The organism is Mesorhizobium sp. (assembly GCF_024509055.1).
Lineage (GTDB): Bacteria > Pseudomonadota > Alphaproteobacteria > Rhizobiales > Rhizobiaceae > Mesorhizobium.
In genome coordinates, this window is sequence record NZ_JANINM010000553.1 from 1 (window position 1) to 17505 (window position 17505).

17 protein-coding genes are annotated in these 17505 nt (G+C 64.1%); 6 read left to right on the top strand and 11 right to left on the bottom strand.

Annotated features, from left to right (window positions below; genetic code table 11):
- Both Q0L57_RS33320 and Q0L57_RS33325 read left to right on the top strand, forming a co-directional pair.
- Positions 1-1627 (top strand): CoA-transferase (locus Q0L57_RS33320; protein ID WP_296747389.1); only part of this gene is annotated, 1627 nt, incomplete at its 5' end.
- Positions 1628-1630: 3 nt separating this feature from the next.
- Positions 1631-2467 (top strand): SMP-30/gluconolactonase/LRE family protein, encoded by an 837-nt coding sequence (locus Q0L57_RS33325; protein WP_296747391.1) that lies wholly within the window; start codon positions 1631-1633, stop codon positions 2465-2467.
- Between the two features lie 108 nt (positions 2468-2575).
- Here the strand turns inward: Q0L57_RS33325 and Q0L57_RS33330 are convergent, their stop codons facing one another.
- The 7 genes from Q0L57_RS33330 to Q0L57_RS33360 form a co-directional block, all read right to left on the bottom strand.
- Entirely contained in the window at positions 2576-3526 is a 951-nt protein-coding gene (locus Q0L57_RS33330) for a DUF5996 family protein (RefSeq protein ID WP_296747393.1), read from the bottom strand.
- 260 nt (positions 3527-3786) lie between these two features.
- A complete protein-coding gene (locus Q0L57_RS33335) occupies positions 3787-4722 on the bottom strand; it encodes a 3-hydroxyacyl-CoA dehydrogenase NAD-binding domain-containing protein (protein WP_296747395.1) in 936 nt (311 codons plus the stop codon).
- Positions 4723-5493: an SDR family oxidoreductase gene (locus Q0L57_RS33340; protein WP_296747397.1), complete on the bottom strand. Its 771-nt coding sequence runs from the start codon at positions 5491-5493 to the stop codon at positions 4723-4725. It abuts the gene before it with no gap.
- Positions 5494-5507: 14 nt separating this feature from the next.
- Positions 5508-6437, bottom strand: coding sequence for a 3-keto-5-aminohexanoate cleavage protein (locus Q0L57_RS33345; RefSeq protein ID WP_296747399.1), 930 nt, complete (start codon positions 6435-6437; stop codon positions 5508-5510).
- A 3-nt stretch (positions 6438-6440) separates the two neighbouring features.
- Positions 6441-7241, bottom strand: coding sequence for an SDR family NAD(P)-dependent oxidoreductase (locus Q0L57_RS33350; RefSeq protein ID WP_296747401.1), 801 nt, complete (start codon positions 7239-7241; stop codon positions 6441-6443).
- On the bottom strand, positions 7238-8377 hold the full coding sequence (locus tag Q0L57_RS33355; RefSeq protein WP_296747403.1) for a ring-hydroxylating oxygenase subunit alpha: 1140 nt from the start codon (positions 8375-8377) through the stop codon (positions 7238-7240). Before Q0L57_RS33355 ends, Q0L57_RS33350 begins: the two co-directional genes overlap by 4 nt.
- 118 nt (positions 8378-8495) lie before the next feature.
- The gene (locus Q0L57_RS33360) at positions 8496-9485 is read right to left on the bottom strand and encodes a GlxA family transcriptional regulator (protein ID WP_296747405.1); all 990 of its coding nucleotides are present in this window, start codon (positions 9483-9485) and stop codon (positions 8496-8498) included.
- Between the two features lie 211 nt (positions 9486-9696).
- Between Q0L57_RS33360 and Q0L57_RS33365 the strand changes: the two genes are divergently transcribed.
- From Q0L57_RS33365 to Q0L57_RS33375, 3 genes are all read left to right on the top strand, one after another.
- A complete protein-coding gene (locus tag Q0L57_RS33365; RefSeq protein WP_296747407.1) occupies positions 9697-10464 on the top strand; it encodes an SDR family NAD(P)-dependent oxidoreductase in 768 nt (255 codons plus the stop codon).
- 8 nt (positions 10465-10472) lie between these two features.
- The gene (locus tag Q0L57_RS33370; RefSeq protein ID WP_296747409.1) at positions 10473-11063 is read left to right on the top strand and encodes an SDR family oxidoreductase; all 591 of its coding nucleotides are present in this window, start codon (positions 10473-10475) and stop codon (positions 11061-11063) included.
- Between the two features lie 127 nt (positions 11064-11190).
- Positions 11191-12222, top strand: coding sequence for a LacI family DNA-binding transcriptional regulator (locus tag Q0L57_RS33375; protein ID WP_296747410.1), 1032 nt, complete (start codon positions 11191-11193; stop codon positions 12220-12222).
- Here Q0L57_RS33375 and Q0L57_RS33380 read toward each other — a convergent pair whose 3' ends face one another.
- From Q0L57_RS33380 to Q0L57_RS33395, 4 genes are read right to left on the bottom strand one after another with little or no spacing between them, the layout of a single operon-like run.
- Positions 12223-13407, bottom strand: coding sequence for a mandelate racemase/muconate lactonizing enzyme family protein (locus tag Q0L57_RS33380; RefSeq protein WP_296747412.1), 1185 nt, complete (start codon positions 13405-13407; stop codon positions 12223-12225).
- An 8-nt stretch (positions 13408-13415) separates the two neighbouring features.
- On the bottom strand, positions 13416-14405 hold the full coding sequence (locus Q0L57_RS33385; protein WP_296747414.1) for a transketolase C-terminal domain-containing protein: 990 nt from the start codon (positions 14403-14405) through the stop codon (positions 13416-13418).
- On the bottom strand, positions 14402-15250 hold the full coding sequence (locus Q0L57_RS33390; protein ID WP_296747416.1) for a transketolase: 849 nt from the start codon (positions 15248-15250) through the stop codon (positions 14402-14404). The genes Q0L57_RS33385 and Q0L57_RS33390 overlap by 4 nt, the downstream gene beginning before the upstream one ends.
- Positions 15251-15256: 6 nt before the next feature.
- The gene (locus tag Q0L57_RS33395) at positions 15257-16051 is read right to left on the bottom strand and encodes an SDR family oxidoreductase (RefSeq protein WP_296747418.1); all 795 of its coding nucleotides are present in this window, start codon (positions 16049-16051) and stop codon (positions 15257-15259) included.
- A 118-nt stretch (positions 16052-16169) separates the two neighbouring features.
- On the opposite strand from Q0L57_RS33395, the gene Q0L57_RS33400 reads away from it, so the two are divergent.
- Complete coding sequence (locus Q0L57_RS33400; RefSeq protein ID WP_296747420.1) at positions 16170-17390, top strand: mandelate racemase/muconate lactonizing enzyme family protein; 1221 nt, start codon at positions 16170-16172, stop codon at positions 17388-17390.
- Positions 17391-17505 lie beyond the last annotated feature (115 nt).

The window sequence follows — 17505 nt, forward strand, 5'->3', positions numbered from 1 at the left end:
CGTCAAGAACCTGCGCTACGTCTGCTGGGCCGGCGGGCTGCCGCTCGAACTGTTGCTGGAGGCGGGCACGGTCGCCGAGATCGACCTCTGCTTTTCCAGCCTCGATATTTTCGGACTGCCGCCGAGATTCCGAGCCGCCGCCGAGAGCGGCGCAATCCCCGTTCGCGACTGGACGGCACTGGCCATGATCCAGGCGCTGCGGGCGGCGCAGCAGAACCTGCCCTCGATGCCGTTCCAGCTTCCTCAAGGGTCCGACATGCTGGCGCGCGTGCCAACTGTGGTCGCCAGGCCCGATCCGATTGCCGGGACCGACACCGGGTTTGTCCCGCCGCTCAGGCTGGATACATTCGTCGTCCACGCCCAGCGCGCCGATGAAAGCGGCAACGTGCAGATCATCGGACCACGCGCGCTGGACTTCGCCATGGCTGGCGCGGCGCGCCAGGCGCTGGTCACGGTCGAGGAAATCGTCCCGGTCGGCGCGCTTCGGCAAGATGGTCGCCAGGGCATCCTCACCCGCAACCAGGTGTCGGCCATAGCCCTGGCGCCGGGCGGCGCCTATCCGGCTTCCTGCCTGCCATTCTATGTCACGGACTACTGGAAATTGTCCGAGGCTTTCGCGAACCGCGAAACGCCGCTGGCGAACAGTCTGGGCCTGCCTTCCGAAGGCGTGCCGCCGCGACTGCGAAAAGCCGCCAATGTGCGCGCAGCGACGGTTGTCGCCATCCCTGCGATTTCGCGTGGCGAAGACAAGGCCTCGATCGATGAGATCATCGCCGCGCGCATCGCGGCCGAACTCGACAATGAGAGCTTCACCAGCGCCGGCGCGGTGTCGCCGCTTGCCAACGTCGCTTACCGGCTTGCCAAGGCAACGCACGCGCCGGACATGATCATCGCGACGATGAGCTGCGGCCATCTCGACATCGCCCCGAGCCCGATGGTCCTGTCGCTGATCGAAAGCCTGGACTGCGAGACCGCCGTCGCGCATGCCGGTGGTGACGATACTTACTCGACCTATTATCAGGCGGGGGCGGTGACGCACGAAATCGTCGGTGCCGCGCAGGTCGACCGGCGCGGCCGCGTCAACACCATCGCGCTGCGCAAGCCGAGTGGCGGCCTGATCCGGTTGCCGGGGCAGGGCGGCATGGCCGATGTCGCCAACATGCACCGCGACTACCTGCTCTATGTCCCGCGCCATTCCGTGCAGTCGCTGGTGGACGAGGTCGAGATCGTCAGCTCCGCTCGCGGGCTGCTGACGCCGGCCGAACGCGAGCCGATGGGCTACCGCACCGGCAAGGCGCTGGTATTCACCGACCTCTGTGTTTTCCGGCTAGATCAGACATCCAGCGAATTGATCGTCATCGAAACCATGCCGGGCGTTGCCCGGCAGCAGATCCGCGATGCGACAGGTTTTGCAGTGGCGTTCGACGCCGACTGTCGGGAGGTGTCGCTGCCTTCAGACGACACGCTCTCGGTGCTGCGCAATCGCATCGACCCGCTCGGCCTGCGCCGACTGGAATTCGTCAGCGCCAAGGAACGCGGCGCGCTCATTGCCGAGATACTCGCCGCCGACCGTGCCATGGTCGAGCGCTGCATCGCCGCGCAGGGACTGGACATCGCAAGGAGCTGATTCATGGCAAAGCCGTTGCTCGACATGTCCGCCGCCCGCGTCTTCTTCGACGGCATCTTCACCAATCCGCGCGTCGCGCATCCTGAGGGCGTGGCCGTCCACCGCGACGGATCGATCTGGTGCGGCACCGAAACCGGCGACCTCCTGAGGCTGGCCGCCGACGGCGGTTCGGTCGAGCGTATGGGCGGCACCGACGGCTTCTTGCTCGGCATTGCCTTCGACAGCGCCGGCAATTGCTTCGCCTGCGATCTCAGGCATGCCGCCATCTTCCGCTGGGACTTAGCGACAGGGCACATGCAGCGCTTCGCTTCGTCCGGCATCCGCGTGCCGAACTATCCGATCGTCGACGAGGCGAGGGGCTGGCTCTACGTGTCGGACAGCGTCGGCCAGGACAAGCGCTCGGGTATTTTCCGATACGACCTGAGGACGGGCGAGGGCGGCCTATGGTGCCGGGAAGCGATGTCCTTCGCCAACGGCATGGCCATGGCGCCGGACGGCAACGGGCTCTACGTTGTGGAGAGCGATGCGCCCTGCATTAGCTACGTGCCGATCCTGGCCGATGGTGCGGCCGGACCGCGCCAAGTCGTCATCGAAGGCGTGCAGAATGTTCCCGACGGCGTCGCCTTCGCGCCCGACGGCTCGCTGTTCATCTCATGCTATGAGCCAAGCCGCATCTATCGCTGGCGTCAGGATCGCGGTCTCGAAGTGCTGATCGAGGATCCGGCGGCCACGACGCTAGCCCACCCCACCAACATCGCCTTCAAGGGCGACAAGCTCTACACCGCCAATCTCGGTCGCTGGCACATTACCGAGATCGATTTGACGCTCGTCGCTCGATAAGGCGAGGAACGGTGTGAAATACGGATTGCGACGGCTGCAAACAGGGCACACCGTCCGCGCGGATTGTCGTGGCCCAGCGCCTTCTCAATGCCTTGATGGGCGGCTCGACTAAAAGGGCCGAGGCCGGCAAGGCGTTCCATAAGGGCATTCGAGCGTTGCGCGATCCCATTTGCCGAGATCAGCCGCCGCCGTGTAGGTGCTGTCCAGGAATGCCATGAGCATGGCTTCTGGGTCGCGCGCGGTGCGCACGGCTTCGTAAGGCAGAAGGAATTCTCCGAAGTCCTGCGAGAAGAATGCCTGTGACGGCTGGACGGGTGCCGAGGCAAACCCATCCGGTGTCGGATAGGCATAGGAATAGAAGGCCGCATAATCGATCGGCCCGCCGCCCGGCCAAAAACCAGCGCTGCTCACTTCATGCGAGTAGGCTTCGCGGGTTACCATGTCGGATAGCTGGGGAATGCCACCAGGGTGCAGCGGCGCGCGCCTGCCGGAAAAACGTGTCACCGCGAGGTCGAAGCCGCCCCAGAAGAAATGCACCGGGCTGACCTTGCCGAGAAAGCCCGTGCGGAACCGTGACAGCACCTCATGCGTCGACAGCAGGATGCGCCAGAAGCGATTGGCATGATCACGATCGTAGGAGCCGTGGAGCGTATCCTGGTCGAAGGGGATGCCACCGGCGATCTCTGACGGTAGCGCGGTGATTGGGGTTTCGAGCCCGAGTTCGACCAGTGCCTCCATCACCTCCCCATAGAATTCAGCCACTGTTTTCGGGGCTAGCAGAACCTGGCGGGAGTGGTCGTCACTCGTCTTCACCCAAAGCAGGTGGTCGATGAAGTCGAAATCGATCTGGAATGCCCGCCCGCCGGCTGGCATGGGCGACGTCGTCAGGCCGCGCGCGGTTACATAGAGCGGCACGTGCCAGGAATGGTTCAGCCAGGGTTCGCGCATGAGCCGGATCTTGCCGACGATCTGTGTCCATAAATGCAGGGTCTCATAGGTGGGCTTCCACGCGGCATAGGGCAGATCGGGCCAGCGTTGCGCATGAGAGGCAGACAACATTGTTTCCTCCAGTCACATAGCTTCGGACATATGGGCTTTGCCCAGCGAAGGGCATTATCGGGAGATGGTTCGACCGGTAGTATCGAGCTTGAAGTATCGCATAGCAAGGCGACGGTGGGTGCTTGCTGCTCGTTCGATGCCGAACCGCATGTCTGCGGATGTCCCGAAGGTCCGCAATTGGTTGAAGCGGCGAACCCCGTCTGTCCACACCGACGGAGCGGCACCTGTCTAGCCGAGCATTTACACCGGCGCCTGCCTGCTTAGCGCGCTCGCAGCGGAGCCATCGCCTTCAACGTAGCAGTGATCAAGGCATCGCGACGGTTCGACAGATCCGACACCGGCTTGCCTTGCGCTTCCTCGGTGACGCCATCGACCAGTTTCGCCGAGGTTTCCGGATCGAGATGGAGAACGCCGAGATCGTCCCACCAACGATTGAAGCTGTCTGTATAGCGTTGGCAGAAGGCGGCCAGGCCGCCTTCGCCCGCGCCGAGATGGAAGAGCATGGTCGGACCCATCGCAGCCCAGCGCAGGCCGGGCCCCGCCCACATGGCCTTGTCGACATCCTCGACGCTGGCGACGCCTGTCTTCATCAGGTGGATCGCCTCGCGCCACACCGCTGCCTGCAGCCGGTTGGCTACATGGCCGGGCACCTCGCGGTTGACGCGGATGGTGACTTTCCCGGCGCTGGCGTAGAAACGTTCGGCCAGCGTCACCACGCCGTCGGCCGTGCGCTCGTTTCCCATGACCTCCACCAGCGGGATGAGGTGAGGGGGATTGAAGGGATGTCCAAGTACGAACCGGCCAGGGTTCTTCCAGCCAGCCTGCATTTCGCTCAGCGTGAGGCCCGATGCCGATGACGCCACGACCGCGTCCGGAGCCAGCGCGGGCTCGATAGCGGCAAACAGCTCATGCTTTATGTTGAGCCGTTCCGGAACGCTTTCCTGGACGAAATGCGCACCGTCGACGGCTTCGGCGGGGGATTTGTGGAAGCTCACGCGATCGGGATTGCCTCTTTCAGTGAGGCCCAATTCCTTCAGAACCGGCCAAGCCTGCTCGACGTAGTTGCGGACCTGCGCTTCAGCCGCGTCGGAAACGTCGAACACCGAGACGCTGTAACCGGAGGCAAGGAACAGCGCCGTCCAACTCGCGCCGATGACGCCTGCGCCGAGCACAGCTGTGTGATTGACGTCCGTCATCTAGAACAATCCTGGTTGCAAGGGAGACGCGGCGGTCAGCCCGCCGTCGAGAACGAAACACTGGCCGGTCGCGAATGCCGCCTGGTCTGAGACCAGCCATGCGACGGCGTTGGCGATGTCGGCCGGCGCGCCGAGCCTGCCGATCGGGTGCCTGGCGATGGCGTCGGCCTTGGCGCGTGCCGGATCGTGGGCGAGGTCGAAGCCGTCCGACGCCATCTCGGTCATGATCCAGCCAGGGCAGATGGCGTTGCATCGAACCTTCGGTCCATGGTCGACCGCGATCGATCGCGTCAGGCCATGCACGAAGGCTTTCGAGGCATTGTAGATCGCCATTTTCGGATCGGCGACGTTGCCGGAGATCGAGCCGATATTGACGATGGTCCCGCCGTGCGCCGCCATGAGCGGCAGCACCTCGCGGCACATGTTGAACATGCCCTTGCAATTCGCTCCGACAACCAGATCCCAATCGTCGTCGGTGGTCTCCACGACGGTCTTTGTCAGCTGTACGCCCGCATTGTTCACGAGGATTGTAGGCTCGCCGAAAGCCTTGAGGGTCGAGTCCACGATGGCTCTGGCGTCGGCGGATATGCCGACATCGGCCTGAACCCAGACGACCTCGGCAGGAAGATTATCAGGCCGAGTGCTACGGCCGCAGGTTAGGACGCTCGCTCCGTCGGCGACGAGCCTGTCGACAATCGAGCGGCCAATGCCGCGCCCGCCGCCGGTGACGATCGCCGTTCGTCCTCGCAGGTAGTGCCCTCGGGAGACCACGCCTTTCCCCTCACTCAAAACGCGACACTGTTGGCGCCCTTGAGAGCCAGACGCGTGCGCGCCTCGTCGGGCGTGGCAATGGTGCGGCCGAGATTCTCGACGATCGAACGGATCTTCCTCACCTGCTCGGCGCTCGACGTCGCTTTCTGCCCAGGCCCGATATAGAGGCTGTCCTCCATGCCGACACGCAAGTTGCCGCCGAGCAGAGCCGCCTGGGTGGTGAACGGGAGTTGGTGCCGGCCAGCCGCGAGCACCGACCATTCATAATCGTTGCCGAACAGCTTCTCGGCGATCGTGTGCATGTGCACCAGATTGTCGAGGTCGGCGCCGACGCCGCCAAGAATGCCGAACACCATCTGGACGAAGAAGGGCGGCTTGACCCAGCCCTGGTCGACGACCCAGGCAAGGTTGTAGAGGTGCCCCAGATCGTAGCATTCGAACTCGAAGCGCGTCCCGTGCGCCTCGCCGAGCTCACGCAGCGAATACTCGATGTCGCCGAAGGTGTTGCGGAAGATGAAGTCCCGCGTCATCGCCAGGAACTCCGGCTCCCAGTCGTGTTTCCAGTTCGAGTATTTGTCGAGCATCGGGAAGATGCCGAAATTCATCGACCCCATGTTCATGGACGCCATTTCGGGACTGACGGCGCTGGCGGCGCGGAGCCGTTCCTCGCGGGTCATGCCGAGCCCTCCGCCGGTGGTGATGTTCAACACCGCGTTGCAGGATTGCTTGATGCGCGGAAGGAAGTCCTGGAACAGCTCCGGTCGCGGATCGGGCTTACCGGTCTCCGGGTTGCGGGCATGGAGATGGATGATCGCGGCGCCAGCTTCGGCCGCGTCGATGCTGGCCTTTGCAATCTCGCTCGGCGTGATCGGCAGGTGCTCCGACATTGTCGGCGTATGGATGCCGCCCGTCGGCGCGCATGTGATGATGACGGGTTTACTCATTCTCTAAAGTCTCATCTGTTGAACCTGGGCCGAAAGGCCGCCGTCGAGAATCCAGAGCTGGCCGCTCGCATAGCGCGCTTCGTCGCTCGCGAGCCAGTTGACCAGGTTGGCGACGTCAGCCGGAGTGCCGTAGTTGCGGATAGGGTGGACGTTGCGCACGGCATCGCGCAGCGTTTCGATCGTGCGGCCGCCGCCGCCCGATCCCGCGCCGGCAAAGAAGGACTGCAGCATCGGCGTGTCCACATAACCGGGGCAGATCGCGTTGACCCGGATGCCCTCGGGCCCGTGATCGCAGGCCATGGCGCGCGTCAGGGCATGCACCGCGCCCTTGCTTGCGCAATAGGCGGCCAGGCCCGGATCGGCGATGAAGCCGTCATAGCTGCCGAAATTGATGATCGAGGCGGTGTTGCCGCTGCTGACGGCGTTGCGCATCAGCGGCAGGGCGTATTTGCAGGTGAGGAACATGCCGGTGACGTTGACCGCGAAACAGCGGTTCCATTCCTCGAGCGTCGTGTGCTCGATGGTCTTCTCGATCTCGATCCCGGCTGCGTTCACCAACACATCGAGCCTGCCAATCGTCGCCTCGACCTTGGCCATGGCGGCTTTCACCTGGTTTTCCGAGGTCACGTCCAGTTCCACGAACACTGCCGACCCCTGAGGCGAGGAACCCAGACTGCCCGTGTCGCTCAGGTCGCCCGCGAAAACCGTTGCGCCTTCCGCGAGAAAGCGCTCGCAAATCGCGCGGCCGATCCCGCCGCGCCCGCCGGTCACCAGCGCTACCTTGCCCCGGAGTTTTCCAGTCATGCCGAGCATCGCGCGTAGGCGTCGAGGACCAGCCCGTGGAAGTGATGCACGGCATGCTCCGACTGCCCTGAACCGTCGGGATCGTTGACGATGCGCCCTTGGGTGAAGGCCGGAGTGTTCATGCCTTTCTGCACGCTCTCGACGATGTTGATATCTTCGACCTGCAGCACCTCGTCGAGATACTTGATCGATTGCAATTCCGTCTCGTCCGGCTCTTTGGATTCGAGGAAGAAATCATAGGTCTCGAAGGTCCGGTCCGGCCCCGCCGGGATGATGTTGAGGACGATCATCGAGGATCGTCCGGGGTAGCGCATCAGGCAGGTATTCGGCCAAAGCCACCACACGGCGTGGGTGCGGACGGTCGCGTTGGAGACGTCATAGGCCGAATTTGAGGATTTCCCGGCGTCCGCCATGTGGCTTGAATAGATGCCGTGGGTGGTCACCTTGTAGGTGCTCATGTCGACCAGCGTGCAGAAATCCTTGTGCGCTGTCGGGCAGTGGTAGCACTCGAGGAAATTGTCGACGACGTTCTTCCAGTTCGACTTGATGTCATAGGTCAGCCGATGCGCGAAGGTCAGCTGGTCGATATCGGGCGCCCAGTGCTTGATCTCGGTCGCGAGGTCGCCGGTCTGGGAAGCAAGCGACTGCGCCGAAGGATCGAGATTGACGTAGACGAAACCGCAGAACTCCTCGACCTTGACCTGGTCCAGGCAGATGTCCTGTGTGTGGAAATCCTCCAGCGTCTCGGTATGCGGCGCGCGCACCAACTGGCCGTCCAGCCGGTAGATCCACGCGTGGTAGGGGCACATGATCTTGTTCGAGTTGCCCTCACCGGAGAGCAGCGCGTGGGCCCGGTGCTTGCACACATTGTAGAAGGCGCGCAAAACGCCTTCGCGGTCCCGGACGACCGCAACAGGCCGCCCGGCGATCTCGACCGCGATGTAGTCGCCAGGCTGGCGGACCTTCTCGACATGGCAGACCCACTGCCAGGTTTTTGCGATGATCGCCGCCAGGTCGACATCGTACCAGCGCGAATCCGTGTAGGCGTCGCTCTTCAGCGACAGGGACCGCGATGGGTTTGCCGAATATCCCTCCCGGATTGCGGCGAACTCGTCTTTCGAAGGAAGCAGCGTCATCGGAGCACCTTTCGCCTCGCGTGCCGAAGGTCGGGCACGGCGCTTGAGATTGCCGCGCTAGGTTCGCGAAATCTATGCGCGGTTCGCCGCTGACTTAGCGATTTTCGCCAGAAGCCTCCTATGGTTTCCGATGCATCGGCCAGGCCCTGAACTCGAAAGGTATGCGACCCTCCACCCGGTCGGAGCGCGGCGAAAGGCCAAACCGATCCCGGTAGGCCCGGCTGAAATGGACCTGGCTGGAAAAGCCCGCCGCGATCGCGATTTCCGACATCAGCATGTCGGTCTGGGTCACCAGGCCACGCGCGCGGTCCAAGCGGATGTCACGGTAATAAAGCGCCGGCGGCTTGCCGACATAGTGTTTGAAGAGCCTGTCGAGTTGCCTTTGCGAAATATCCACCTTGCGGCAAAGCTCGGGGATGGTGAGCGTCTGCTCCAGATGCTGCTCCATGATCGAGATGGCCTGCCGGACGGTCTTGGGCGCGTTGCGGCCAAGCGGCTCGGCGTTGCCCGGGTTCTGCGACGTTCCAGCAGGCCTCAATGTCGGATGAAAAATATAGCGGGCCGCGGCGTTGGCCAGTGCGTCTCCGGCGCTTGCCCGAATGAGATGCAGCGCGACATCCGCTGAAGCGATCCCGCCACTGCAGGTGAAGCGCTTTCCGTCATGAACGAAGATGTCCTCCGACACGTCGATCGCGGCGTGCAGCTCCTTCAGCGCGTCGATATGCTCGTAATGCACGGTGGCGCGTCGTCCGTCGAGCAGTCCGGCGTCGGCCAGGATGAACGCGCCCGTGTCCAGCCCGCCGACAATCGACCCGTTGCGCGCCCATTTTCTGAGCAGCGCTCGCAGGTGAGGGGTGCTTGCCGCCTCGGGTGTCCAACTCGCCGAAACCAGGACGATTTCAAAGGCATGCTCTTCAACTGAGGTCAGTGTTTCCGTTTGGACGATCATCCCGTTGCTGGCCAGGCAGGGTCCGCCCTGGGCGGAAGCAAGCGTCCACCGGAAACGGGTCAGTCCCTCGAGATAATTCGTCGCCCGAAAGGGATCGATGAAAGCCGTGGTTGCCGCCAGATTGAAGCTTGGCGTGACCACGACGAGGATTCTGATCAACTGCGCGTTCGGAGCCACGTGTCCAAAGATCGAAAGTTGGCGTCCAGATTTGTTAAGTCGGCCGCCCGCATTGTGCAACTACCCTGTCGTGGCGGGGCCACAGGCAGGGCCTCTGGGTCACCTGAGAGCCACGATGCTAAATTGCGTTCTGATGGCGGTTGTGAGATTATATTATTATAATCATTGAAGGAGGGCGCCGTTGCGGTGTGACTTGTCGGACAAAGTCGCCTTGGTCACGGGGGCCGCCGGGGCGATCGGAAGCGCCATAGCCAGACGACTGGCGGACAATGGAGCGGCGGTGATCGTCGCCGACATCGACGGGGAAGGCGCGGAACGCGTTGCGGCCGGCCTTCGCAACGCAATGCCCTGCGCTGTCGATATTCGCGACGCCAAATCGGTCGACAGAGCGGTCGCAACGGTCACCGAACGCCATGGGCGACTCGACATCCTGGTCAACAATGCCGGCGTCAACACGCTGGCGCACCGCGTGACCATCGACGAATTCCCGCCCGAGGAATGGGATCGCATCACCGGTATAGACCTCGATGGCCTTTACATCGTGAGCCGCGCCGCGCTGGCGCCGATGCTTGCCGCGGGCAGGGGCGGGCGGATCGTCAACATCGCCTCGGTGGTCGGCCTTGCCGCGATGCGCCTGCAGAGCCCGTTCGTCGCCGCCAAGGCCGGCATCATCCATCTCACGCGGTCGATGGCGATCGAACTGGGCGGGAAGGGCATTCTCACCAATGCGATCGCGCCCGGCTCAGTGATGACGGCGCTGACCGCAAAGCTCTTCTATGGCGACGACGGCAAGTTCGCCGGGCGCACGCGGGAGTTCCTCGACCATGTCCCGCTTGGCCGTCCGGCTCAGCCGGAGGAGATTGCCGAGGCGGTACTCTTTTTTGCCTCTCCTGCTGCCAGCTACATCAACGGTCAAGTGCTGGCCGTCGATGGCGGCTGGACAGCCGGGTACATGATGTGAGCAGCGCCATGGAAATCGAACTCGATGGCGCAACGGTCGCGTTGGATGGCGAGGCCAATCCGATTGCCGAGGCAGCGCTGGCCGCCTTGCAAGCCAACGGTGCCCGCTTGGTCGAAACTGGGCAGGAAAGCACCGCCGACATTCTGTTGGTGTCCTGTCCGCTTCGTCCCGGACGGGTGACGGAAGACCCAAGGTCCGTTCATGGTGCCGCGCGCAAGGCTGCCATGGCCATGAGCGAGCGCGGCAAGGGACGTATCGTCTTCTTGCTTTCGGCAGTCGCCGGCATGCCCATGCGCCGCCATCCGCTGTTCTCCATGGAAAGCGCGGCGGTCCTTGCCGGCATGCGCGCCCTTGCCATGGAATTCGGCCCGAAGGTCCTGGTCAACGCCGTCGGCGTCGGCGTCGGCGCGATCGAGGACGAGGCCATCATCTCCGGCGACAAGGCGATGCTCAGCCACACGCCAGTCGGGCGTCCCGGCACCCTAGAGGAAGCGGTCGCGGCCGTCCTGTTCTTCTGCGATCCGCTGAACACCTATACGACCGGCCAGATGCTGGGCGTGGATGGTGGATGGACAGCGGGTTATGGCCGCAACTTCTGAAACACTGGAACCGAGGGGCGCTTGAGCGCGACGCTGGCAAGCGCCCGCCGCACCGGCTATGCATTGACATCGCTCGCGTGATCGCGATGACCTTGCATCGGTCGATCACGCTCCTTGGGAGTGCGTGATGATCGATAAACCGCCGGCAGATGAGAAGAAGCCGCGGCGTCTTGGCGTTCGCGAGATCGCCAAGCGCGTCGGTGTCGCGCCGATGACGGTGTCGCGCGCCCTGTCCAATCCCGACATGGTCTCACCGGAGACACGCGCCAAGGTTCTGGAAGCCATCGAGCAGGCTGGCTTCGTACCCAACCGACTGGCCTCCAGCATGCGCGGGAACGGCCGCATGATCGGCACCGTTGTGCCGCCGTTGATCAATTCGGGCATTGCCGAACAGGTGCAGGGCATGTCCGACGAGTGCCATGAGAGCGGCTATTCGATGCTTTTGGTGCAGGGCGAATTCACGCAGGAGGCCGAGGAGCAGGCGATCCGCAATCTGCTTGGATGGCGCCCGGTCGGCATGATCCTGCAGAGCTTCGTGCAAAGCGAGACGGCGCGCGCCTTGCTGAAGAGCAGCGGCGCGCCGGTCGTCGAGATTTCCGAAATCAAGGGCCGCAAGCCGATCGACATCGTCGTCGGCGTCTCCAACTTCGAGACCGCCTACGCCATGACCATGCATCTGGCCGCCAAGGGCTATAAACGGATCGGCTTCGTCTCGACGCCGATCCATGGCAACGACCGCCTGCAGCAGCGCCGCACCGGCTACCATGCGGCGCTGACCGAGCTTGGTTTCAAGAACCATGCCGACATGGAGGTCGAGGTGCCGATAACCGCGCAAGGCGGCGCAGAGGCGCTGGCGACGCTGACCTCCCGCCACAAGGACATCGACGCCATCTTCTTTTCCAGCGACACGCTGGCCGTGGGCGCAGTGCAGGAGTGCCATCGTCGGCGTTGGGCGGTTCCCGGTAAGATCGCCATCGCCGGCTACGGCGACATGGATCTGGCGGCGCAGCTCTTTCCGCCGCTGACCACGGTGAAGGTCAATCGCTACGAGATGGGCCGGCGGGCGGTCCGGCAGTTGCTGGCAAGGCTCGGCGGCGACACCAAGGTGCCGACCATCACCAGCCTCGGCTTCGAGATCGTCGACCGCGAAAGCGCCTGATCAGTTCTTCCGCTTGCCTGCTGTCTCTTCTTGGCGGCCGAGCCGCATTTCCCAGCCCTCGGCATGGACGTTGAGATAAGCGTTGGGATCGTAGGGGTGATCCTTGATCGCATCGATGTTGAGATCGATGCCAAGCCCCGGCGCGTCCGGCAGCGACAGATGGCCGTTGTCCGGATTGACCGTTGGATGCCAGGTCACCAGCTCGCGCGTCCAGGGGTCGTTGAAAGCGTCGAAATGCTCCTGGATCAGGAAGTTCGGCACCGCCGCCGCCAGTTGCAGGCACACCGCCGTCGCCACCGGCCCGCCGCTCTGATGCGGGGCGATGTAGCTGCCATGAGCAAATGCGAGATTGGCCACCTGCATCGACGGCACGATGCCGCCGAGCGACATCGGCTCAGGCTGGAAGATGTTGACGCCACCGCCGGCGGCCAACGTGTAGAATTGTCCGACCGTGTCGTACATCTCGCCGGTCGCTACTGGGATGGGCGAGCGATGCGCGACTTCGTGCACGGTCTCCTGGCGGTCGCGCGAGGTGGGTTCCTCCCACCAGTAGATGTCGAGGTCGGCGAATTTCTGCGCCGCCTGCAGCGCGGCGATTTCTGTGAAGCGGGCATGCACGTCGATGAGGATCAGCGTGTCCTTCGGCAGCTTGTCACGCAAGGTCCGGCAGATGGCGTAGGAAAGGTCCAGTTCCTCGCGCGAGATGAAGCCCTGCGCGGTGCCGAACGGGTCGAGCTTGAACGCCTTGAACCCTTTGGCCCGCACCGCCTTGGCGGCTTCCAGGAAGGTTTCCGGCGTGCGCTCGGTCCGGTACCAGCCATTGGCGTAGCCGAGCACGCTGTCGCGCACCTGGCCGCCCAGCAACTGGTGGATCGGCACGCCGAGGCTCTTGCCCAGTATGTCCCAGCAGGCGACTTCGATCGCCGCGATCACAGTACGGTGGATGTGGCCGCCGTCCAGCGAGACGCTGTCCAGCATGCGCTTGGCCAGCACGTTGATGTGGCGCGGATCCTGGCCGATGGCGAGATGCTTGAGCTCATGCACGCCGGCCTCGGTTGTCTTGATGAAGCCGTTCAGCGTGCCTTCGCCGACGCCGTGGATGCCTTCGTCGGTATGCACTTTGACGAACAGCCAGTTCTTCCAACCGGCGCCGACTGTGAAGGTCTCGATCTCGGTGATCTTCATTTTCGGAACTACCCTAATGCCGAGACGGTCGCGATGACCGCTTCCGTCGTCAGGCCGTATTTCGCCTGCAGGGTCGGCACTGCGCCGCACTCGATGTAGCGGTCGGGCAGGCCGATGCGCGTCACTTTCCTCGCAATGCCGGCGTCGAACAAGGTCTCGACGACAAGGCTCGCCAGCCCGCCGACCGCGACATGGTTTTCCGCCGTGACGACATGTCTGACGCCGGCCGCGAACTCAGCCACGGCACCCGCGTCGAAGGGTTTTATCGTCGGCACGTGCAACACGCCGACCGACATGCCCTTTCGCCCCAGGACCCCCGCTGCGTCCAGCGCACGCTCGGTCATGAAGCCGGTCGAGACGATGCCGACATCGGACCCTTCGCGCAGGTGCCGCGCCTTGCCGATCTCGAATTTCCAGCCGGGCTCGAACACGACCGGCACGCTGCCGCGCAACAGCCGCATGTAGACCGGCCCACGGTGCTCCGCGATCGCCTCGGTCGCCGCCTCGATCTCGGTTGCGTCGCACGGGTCGATGATGGTGAGGCCGGGGATCATGCGCATCAGGGCCAGGTCCTCGATCGCCTGATGCGTGCCGCCATAGCCGGTCGTCAGGCCAGGCAGGCCGGCGATGATCTTGACGTTGAGGTTGGAGTGGGCGAGCGCGATGGCGACGAAATCGAAAGCGCGCCGCGTCGCGAACACACCATAGGTGGTGGCGAACGGTATCTTTCCGGTGCGGGCCAGGCCGGCGGCGACGGCGACAAGATTCTGTTCCGCCATGCCGACGTTGAAGAAACGCTCGGGGAAGGCATCGCGGAACGGATGGATGTCGGTGTATTTGCCGAGATCGGCAGTCAATCCGACGATCTCCGGGTGGCTCCGGCCGAGCCTCGCCAAGGCCCTGCCGAACGGCGCCTCGACGCTTTGCCGCCCGCCGCCGACGGCCTCGTCCTGGCCCATGGCCAGCGTGCGCCCGGCCTCCATCGCAGCGCCGCTCATTGCGCCACTCCCACGCTTTGTTCGAACTCGGCGATGATGCCGTCCCACTGGGCCACATCGATGCGGAAGAAGTGCGATTTCTCGCTTCTCTCAATGCGCGGCACGCCCTTGCCGGGAAGCGTGCGCAGGACGATCGCCTTTGGCCTTCCGTTGCGCCGGCGGGCATCAGCCAGCGCGCCGACAACCGCGCTCATGTCGTTGCCGTCGATCTCGAATGTCTCCCAGCCGAAGGCCCGCCATTTGTCGGCCACCGGTTCCATGTCGAGCACGACCGCTCCGTCGGCCTGGATGCCGTTGCCGTCGATCAGCGCGACCAGGCCATCGAGCCTGAAGTGGCTGGCCGACATCGCCGCTTCCCAGGTCGACCCTTCCTGCATCTCGCCGTCGGAGAGCTCGACGAAGACGCGCGCGTCCGACCCGTCGAGACGCAGCCCGAGCGCCTGGCCGATGCCCTGGCCGAGACCATGTCCCAGCGAGCCGCCGATCACCTCGACGCCGGGAGTGCTGTCGAGGGTGGACATCTCCAGCCGGCTGTTGTCGGCGCCGTAAGTCGCGAGTTCCTCGACCGGAATAATGCCGGCTTCGGCAAGTGCTGCCCACAGGGCGATGGAGTAATGCCCTGTCGACAAAAGGAAGCGGTCGCGATCGGCCCATGCCAGGTTTTGCGGGTCATAGCGCAGCTCATGGAAATAGAGCGCGGCCAGCATGTCGGCGATGCCCAGGCCTTGGCCGATATAGCCCTGGCCCTGGCCGCGAGCCATGGTCAGCATGTGACGGCGCAGCGCTGTTGCCTTGTGCTCGAGCGCGCCGATATCGGCGGTGCCGGGGGGAGAGTTGCGCAGCATCAGTCCTCAGTCCTTGTCGAGCCCGCCCGACATATTGAGCCGCTCGGCGGTCATGTATTGCGGTGCGTCGAGGCAAAGCCAGACGACGGCTTCCGCGACTTCGGCGATTTCCGCGCGGCGGCCGAGGGGAACGCGGCGTGTGCGTTCGTCGAGGAAAGCCTGCAGGTCGCCGCGGCCATTGGCGCGGGCAAGGTCGATCTCCGTCGAGCGCTGCATTTCCGTATCCATCATGCCCGGCGCCAGACTGTTCACCAGCACTCCATAAGGCGCCAGCGCCACCGCGGCCGCCCGCGTGATGGAATCGACTCCGGCCTTGCTCGCGGTGTAGGCGGTGTAGTCGGGCAGGGCCATGCGTGAGCCGGGCGAGGTGATGTTGATGATACGCCCGGAGCGCTGGTCGCGCATCACCCGGCCCGCCGCTTTGCAAGCCATGGCCAGGGCAGTGACGTTTAGCGCGAGCGTGCGCGTCCAGGCCTCGTAGGTGGCGTCCAGAAACGGTTCGATGACGCCGTAGCCCGCATTGTTGACGAGGATGTCGATGCCATCCCAGCGCCCAACAACCTTCGCCGCGGCCGCTTCCGGCGCGCCTTCCTGCGTAAGATCGGCAACGATGATTTCGCACTCCGCGCCGGCCTCACCGATCCGGCGCGCGGTCTCGCCCAGGCCTTCCCCGTTGATGTCGGTGATCGCCACGCTGCATCCGCGCCGCGCCAGCTGGACCGCCACTTCGCGGCCGAGCCCTCCGGCGGCGCCGGTGACCAGGGCTCTCTTCGACAAGGCGTTTTGATTTTCGGCAGGCAAGCGAGCGCCCTCCCGGTGGCTGTCTTGACGCTTTTTGATACCGGTACCATAAATGGCTGTCAACAGCGATATGCTATTGTCAGCCGGCCGTGCGGTTGCTCGGAACAGGGAGGAAGATATGAAGGTCGTCGCGCTCGAAACGCTGCAGCTGGCGGAGTTCCCTTTCCTGTTCTGGCTGCGGGTCCACACCGACGCGGGCCTTGTCGGCACGGGCGAGACCTTCTGGGCGCCCGGGCCGGTTGCCGCCTACATCCATGACAATGTCGCGGCTTATCTCCTGGGCAAGGATCCGCGCGACATCGAGCTGCATGACCGCACGCTGGGCAGCGTTTATGTGGGCGCGCGCGATTCCGGCGCGGAGGTTCGCGGCAATTCCGCCGTCAACATCGCGCTGTGGGACATCTATGGTCAGGCGCTGGGCGAGCCTGTCTGGCGCCTGCTCGGCGGGCGCACGCACCGGACCGTGCCGATCTACAACACCTGCGCCGGCTACAAGCATGTCCGCGCCACAAAGAGGAACGCCCTGTTCGAGCGCGGCGAGGACTGGTCGCTGAAAGCCGGCGATTCGAACGAAGGCCCGTACGAGGATCTGCTGGCCTGGCGTTACAATGCCGGCGAGCTTGCCAAGAGCCTGAAGTCGGAAGGCATCGGGGCGATGAAGATCTGGCCCTTCGACATTGCCGCCGAGGCGTCGAACGGCACCCGTATTTCACTGGCCGATCTCGACAAGGCGCTGGAGCCGTTCCGCAAGATACGCGACGCCGTCGGCCGCGACATGGAAATCATGGTCGAGCTGCATGGTCTCTGGACCTTGCCGCCTGTGCTGCGCATCGCCGAGGCGCTGAAGCCCTACGACGTCGCCTGGCTGGAAGAGCCGGTGCGCTACAACGAGCTCGATGCGATGGCCGAGCTTGCCCGCCACACCTCGATCCCTATCGCCGCCAGCGAGCGCCTGGCTTCGCGCCAGATGTTCAAGCAGCTGATCGACAAGCGCGCCGCGTCGGTGATCATGATCGACCTCGCCTGGTGCGGTGGCCTCTCGGAAGCGCGCAAGATCGCCAACATGGCCGAGGCAAGCGAGCTGCCGGTGACCTTGCATGACTGCACCGGGCCAATCGTCTATGCCGCCAGCTGCGCGCTGTCGGCGACCTTGCCGAACGTCAACTACCAGGAAGCGGTGCGCGCCTATTTCACCGGTTGGTACACCGAGATCGTAGCCGATATTCCGCCGGTCGGTGACGGCCATGTCGCGCCGCTGGAAGGACCCGGGCTTGGGCTCAGCCTGCGGCCCGAGCTCTTCCAACGGCCGGATGCAACCGTCCGCATCACGAGAATCTAGCTTCGTCAGGCTCTCATCAGAGCCAGTAGACATTATGCTATTATAATCTATGATCTGCCGAAGCGAGCAATCGAAAAGCTTGCGGCCGGCGCTTTGCCGCTGGCACGGGACGGAT

Coding starts and splice junctions, on each gene's coding strand:
- Q0L57_RS33325 (WP_296747391.1), top strand. CDS start 1,631: ATGGCAAAGCCGTTGCTCGACATGTCCGCCGCCCGCGTCTTCTTCGAC.
- Q0L57_RS33330 (WP_296747393.1), bottom strand. CDS start 3,526: ATGTTGTCTGCCTCTCATGCGCAACGCTGGCCCGATCTGCCCTATGCC.
- Q0L57_RS33335 (WP_296747395.1), bottom strand. CDS start 4,722: ATGACGGACGTCAATCACACAGCTGTGCTCGGCGCAGGCGTCATCGGC.
- Q0L57_RS33345 (WP_296747399.1), bottom strand. CDS start 6,437: ATGAGTAAACCCGTCATCATCACATGCGCGCCGACGGGCGGCATCCAT.
- Q0L57_RS33350 (WP_296747401.1), bottom strand. CDS start 7,241: ATGACTGGAAAACTCCGGGGCAAGGTAGCGCTGGTGACCGGCGGGCGC.
- Q0L57_RS33355 (WP_296747403.1), bottom strand. CDS start 8,377: ATGACGCTGCTTCCTTCGAAAGACGAGTTCGCCGCAATCCGGGAGGGA.
- Q0L57_RS33370 (WP_296747409.1), top strand. CDS start 10,473: ATGGAAATCGAACTCGATGGCGCAACGGTCGCGTTGGATGGCGAGGCC.
- Q0L57_RS33375 (WP_296747410.1), top strand. CDS start 11,191: ATGATCGATAAACCGCCGGCAGATGAGAAGAAGCCGCGGCGTCTTGGC.
- Q0L57_RS33380 (WP_296747412.1), bottom strand. CDS start 13,407: ATGAAGATCACCGAGATCGAGACCTTCACAGTCGGCGCCGGTTGGAAG.
- Q0L57_RS33385 (WP_296747414.1), bottom strand. CDS start 14,405: ATGAGCGGCGCTGCGATGGAGGCCGGGCGCACGCTGGCCATGGGCCAG.
- Q0L57_RS33390 (WP_296747416.1), bottom strand. CDS start 15,250: ATGCTGCGCAACTCTCCCCCCGGCACCGCCGATATCGGCGCGCTCGAG.
- Q0L57_RS33400 (WP_296747420.1), top strand. CDS start 16,170: ATGAAGGTCGTCGCGCTCGAAACGCTGCAGCTGGCGGAGTTCCCTTTC.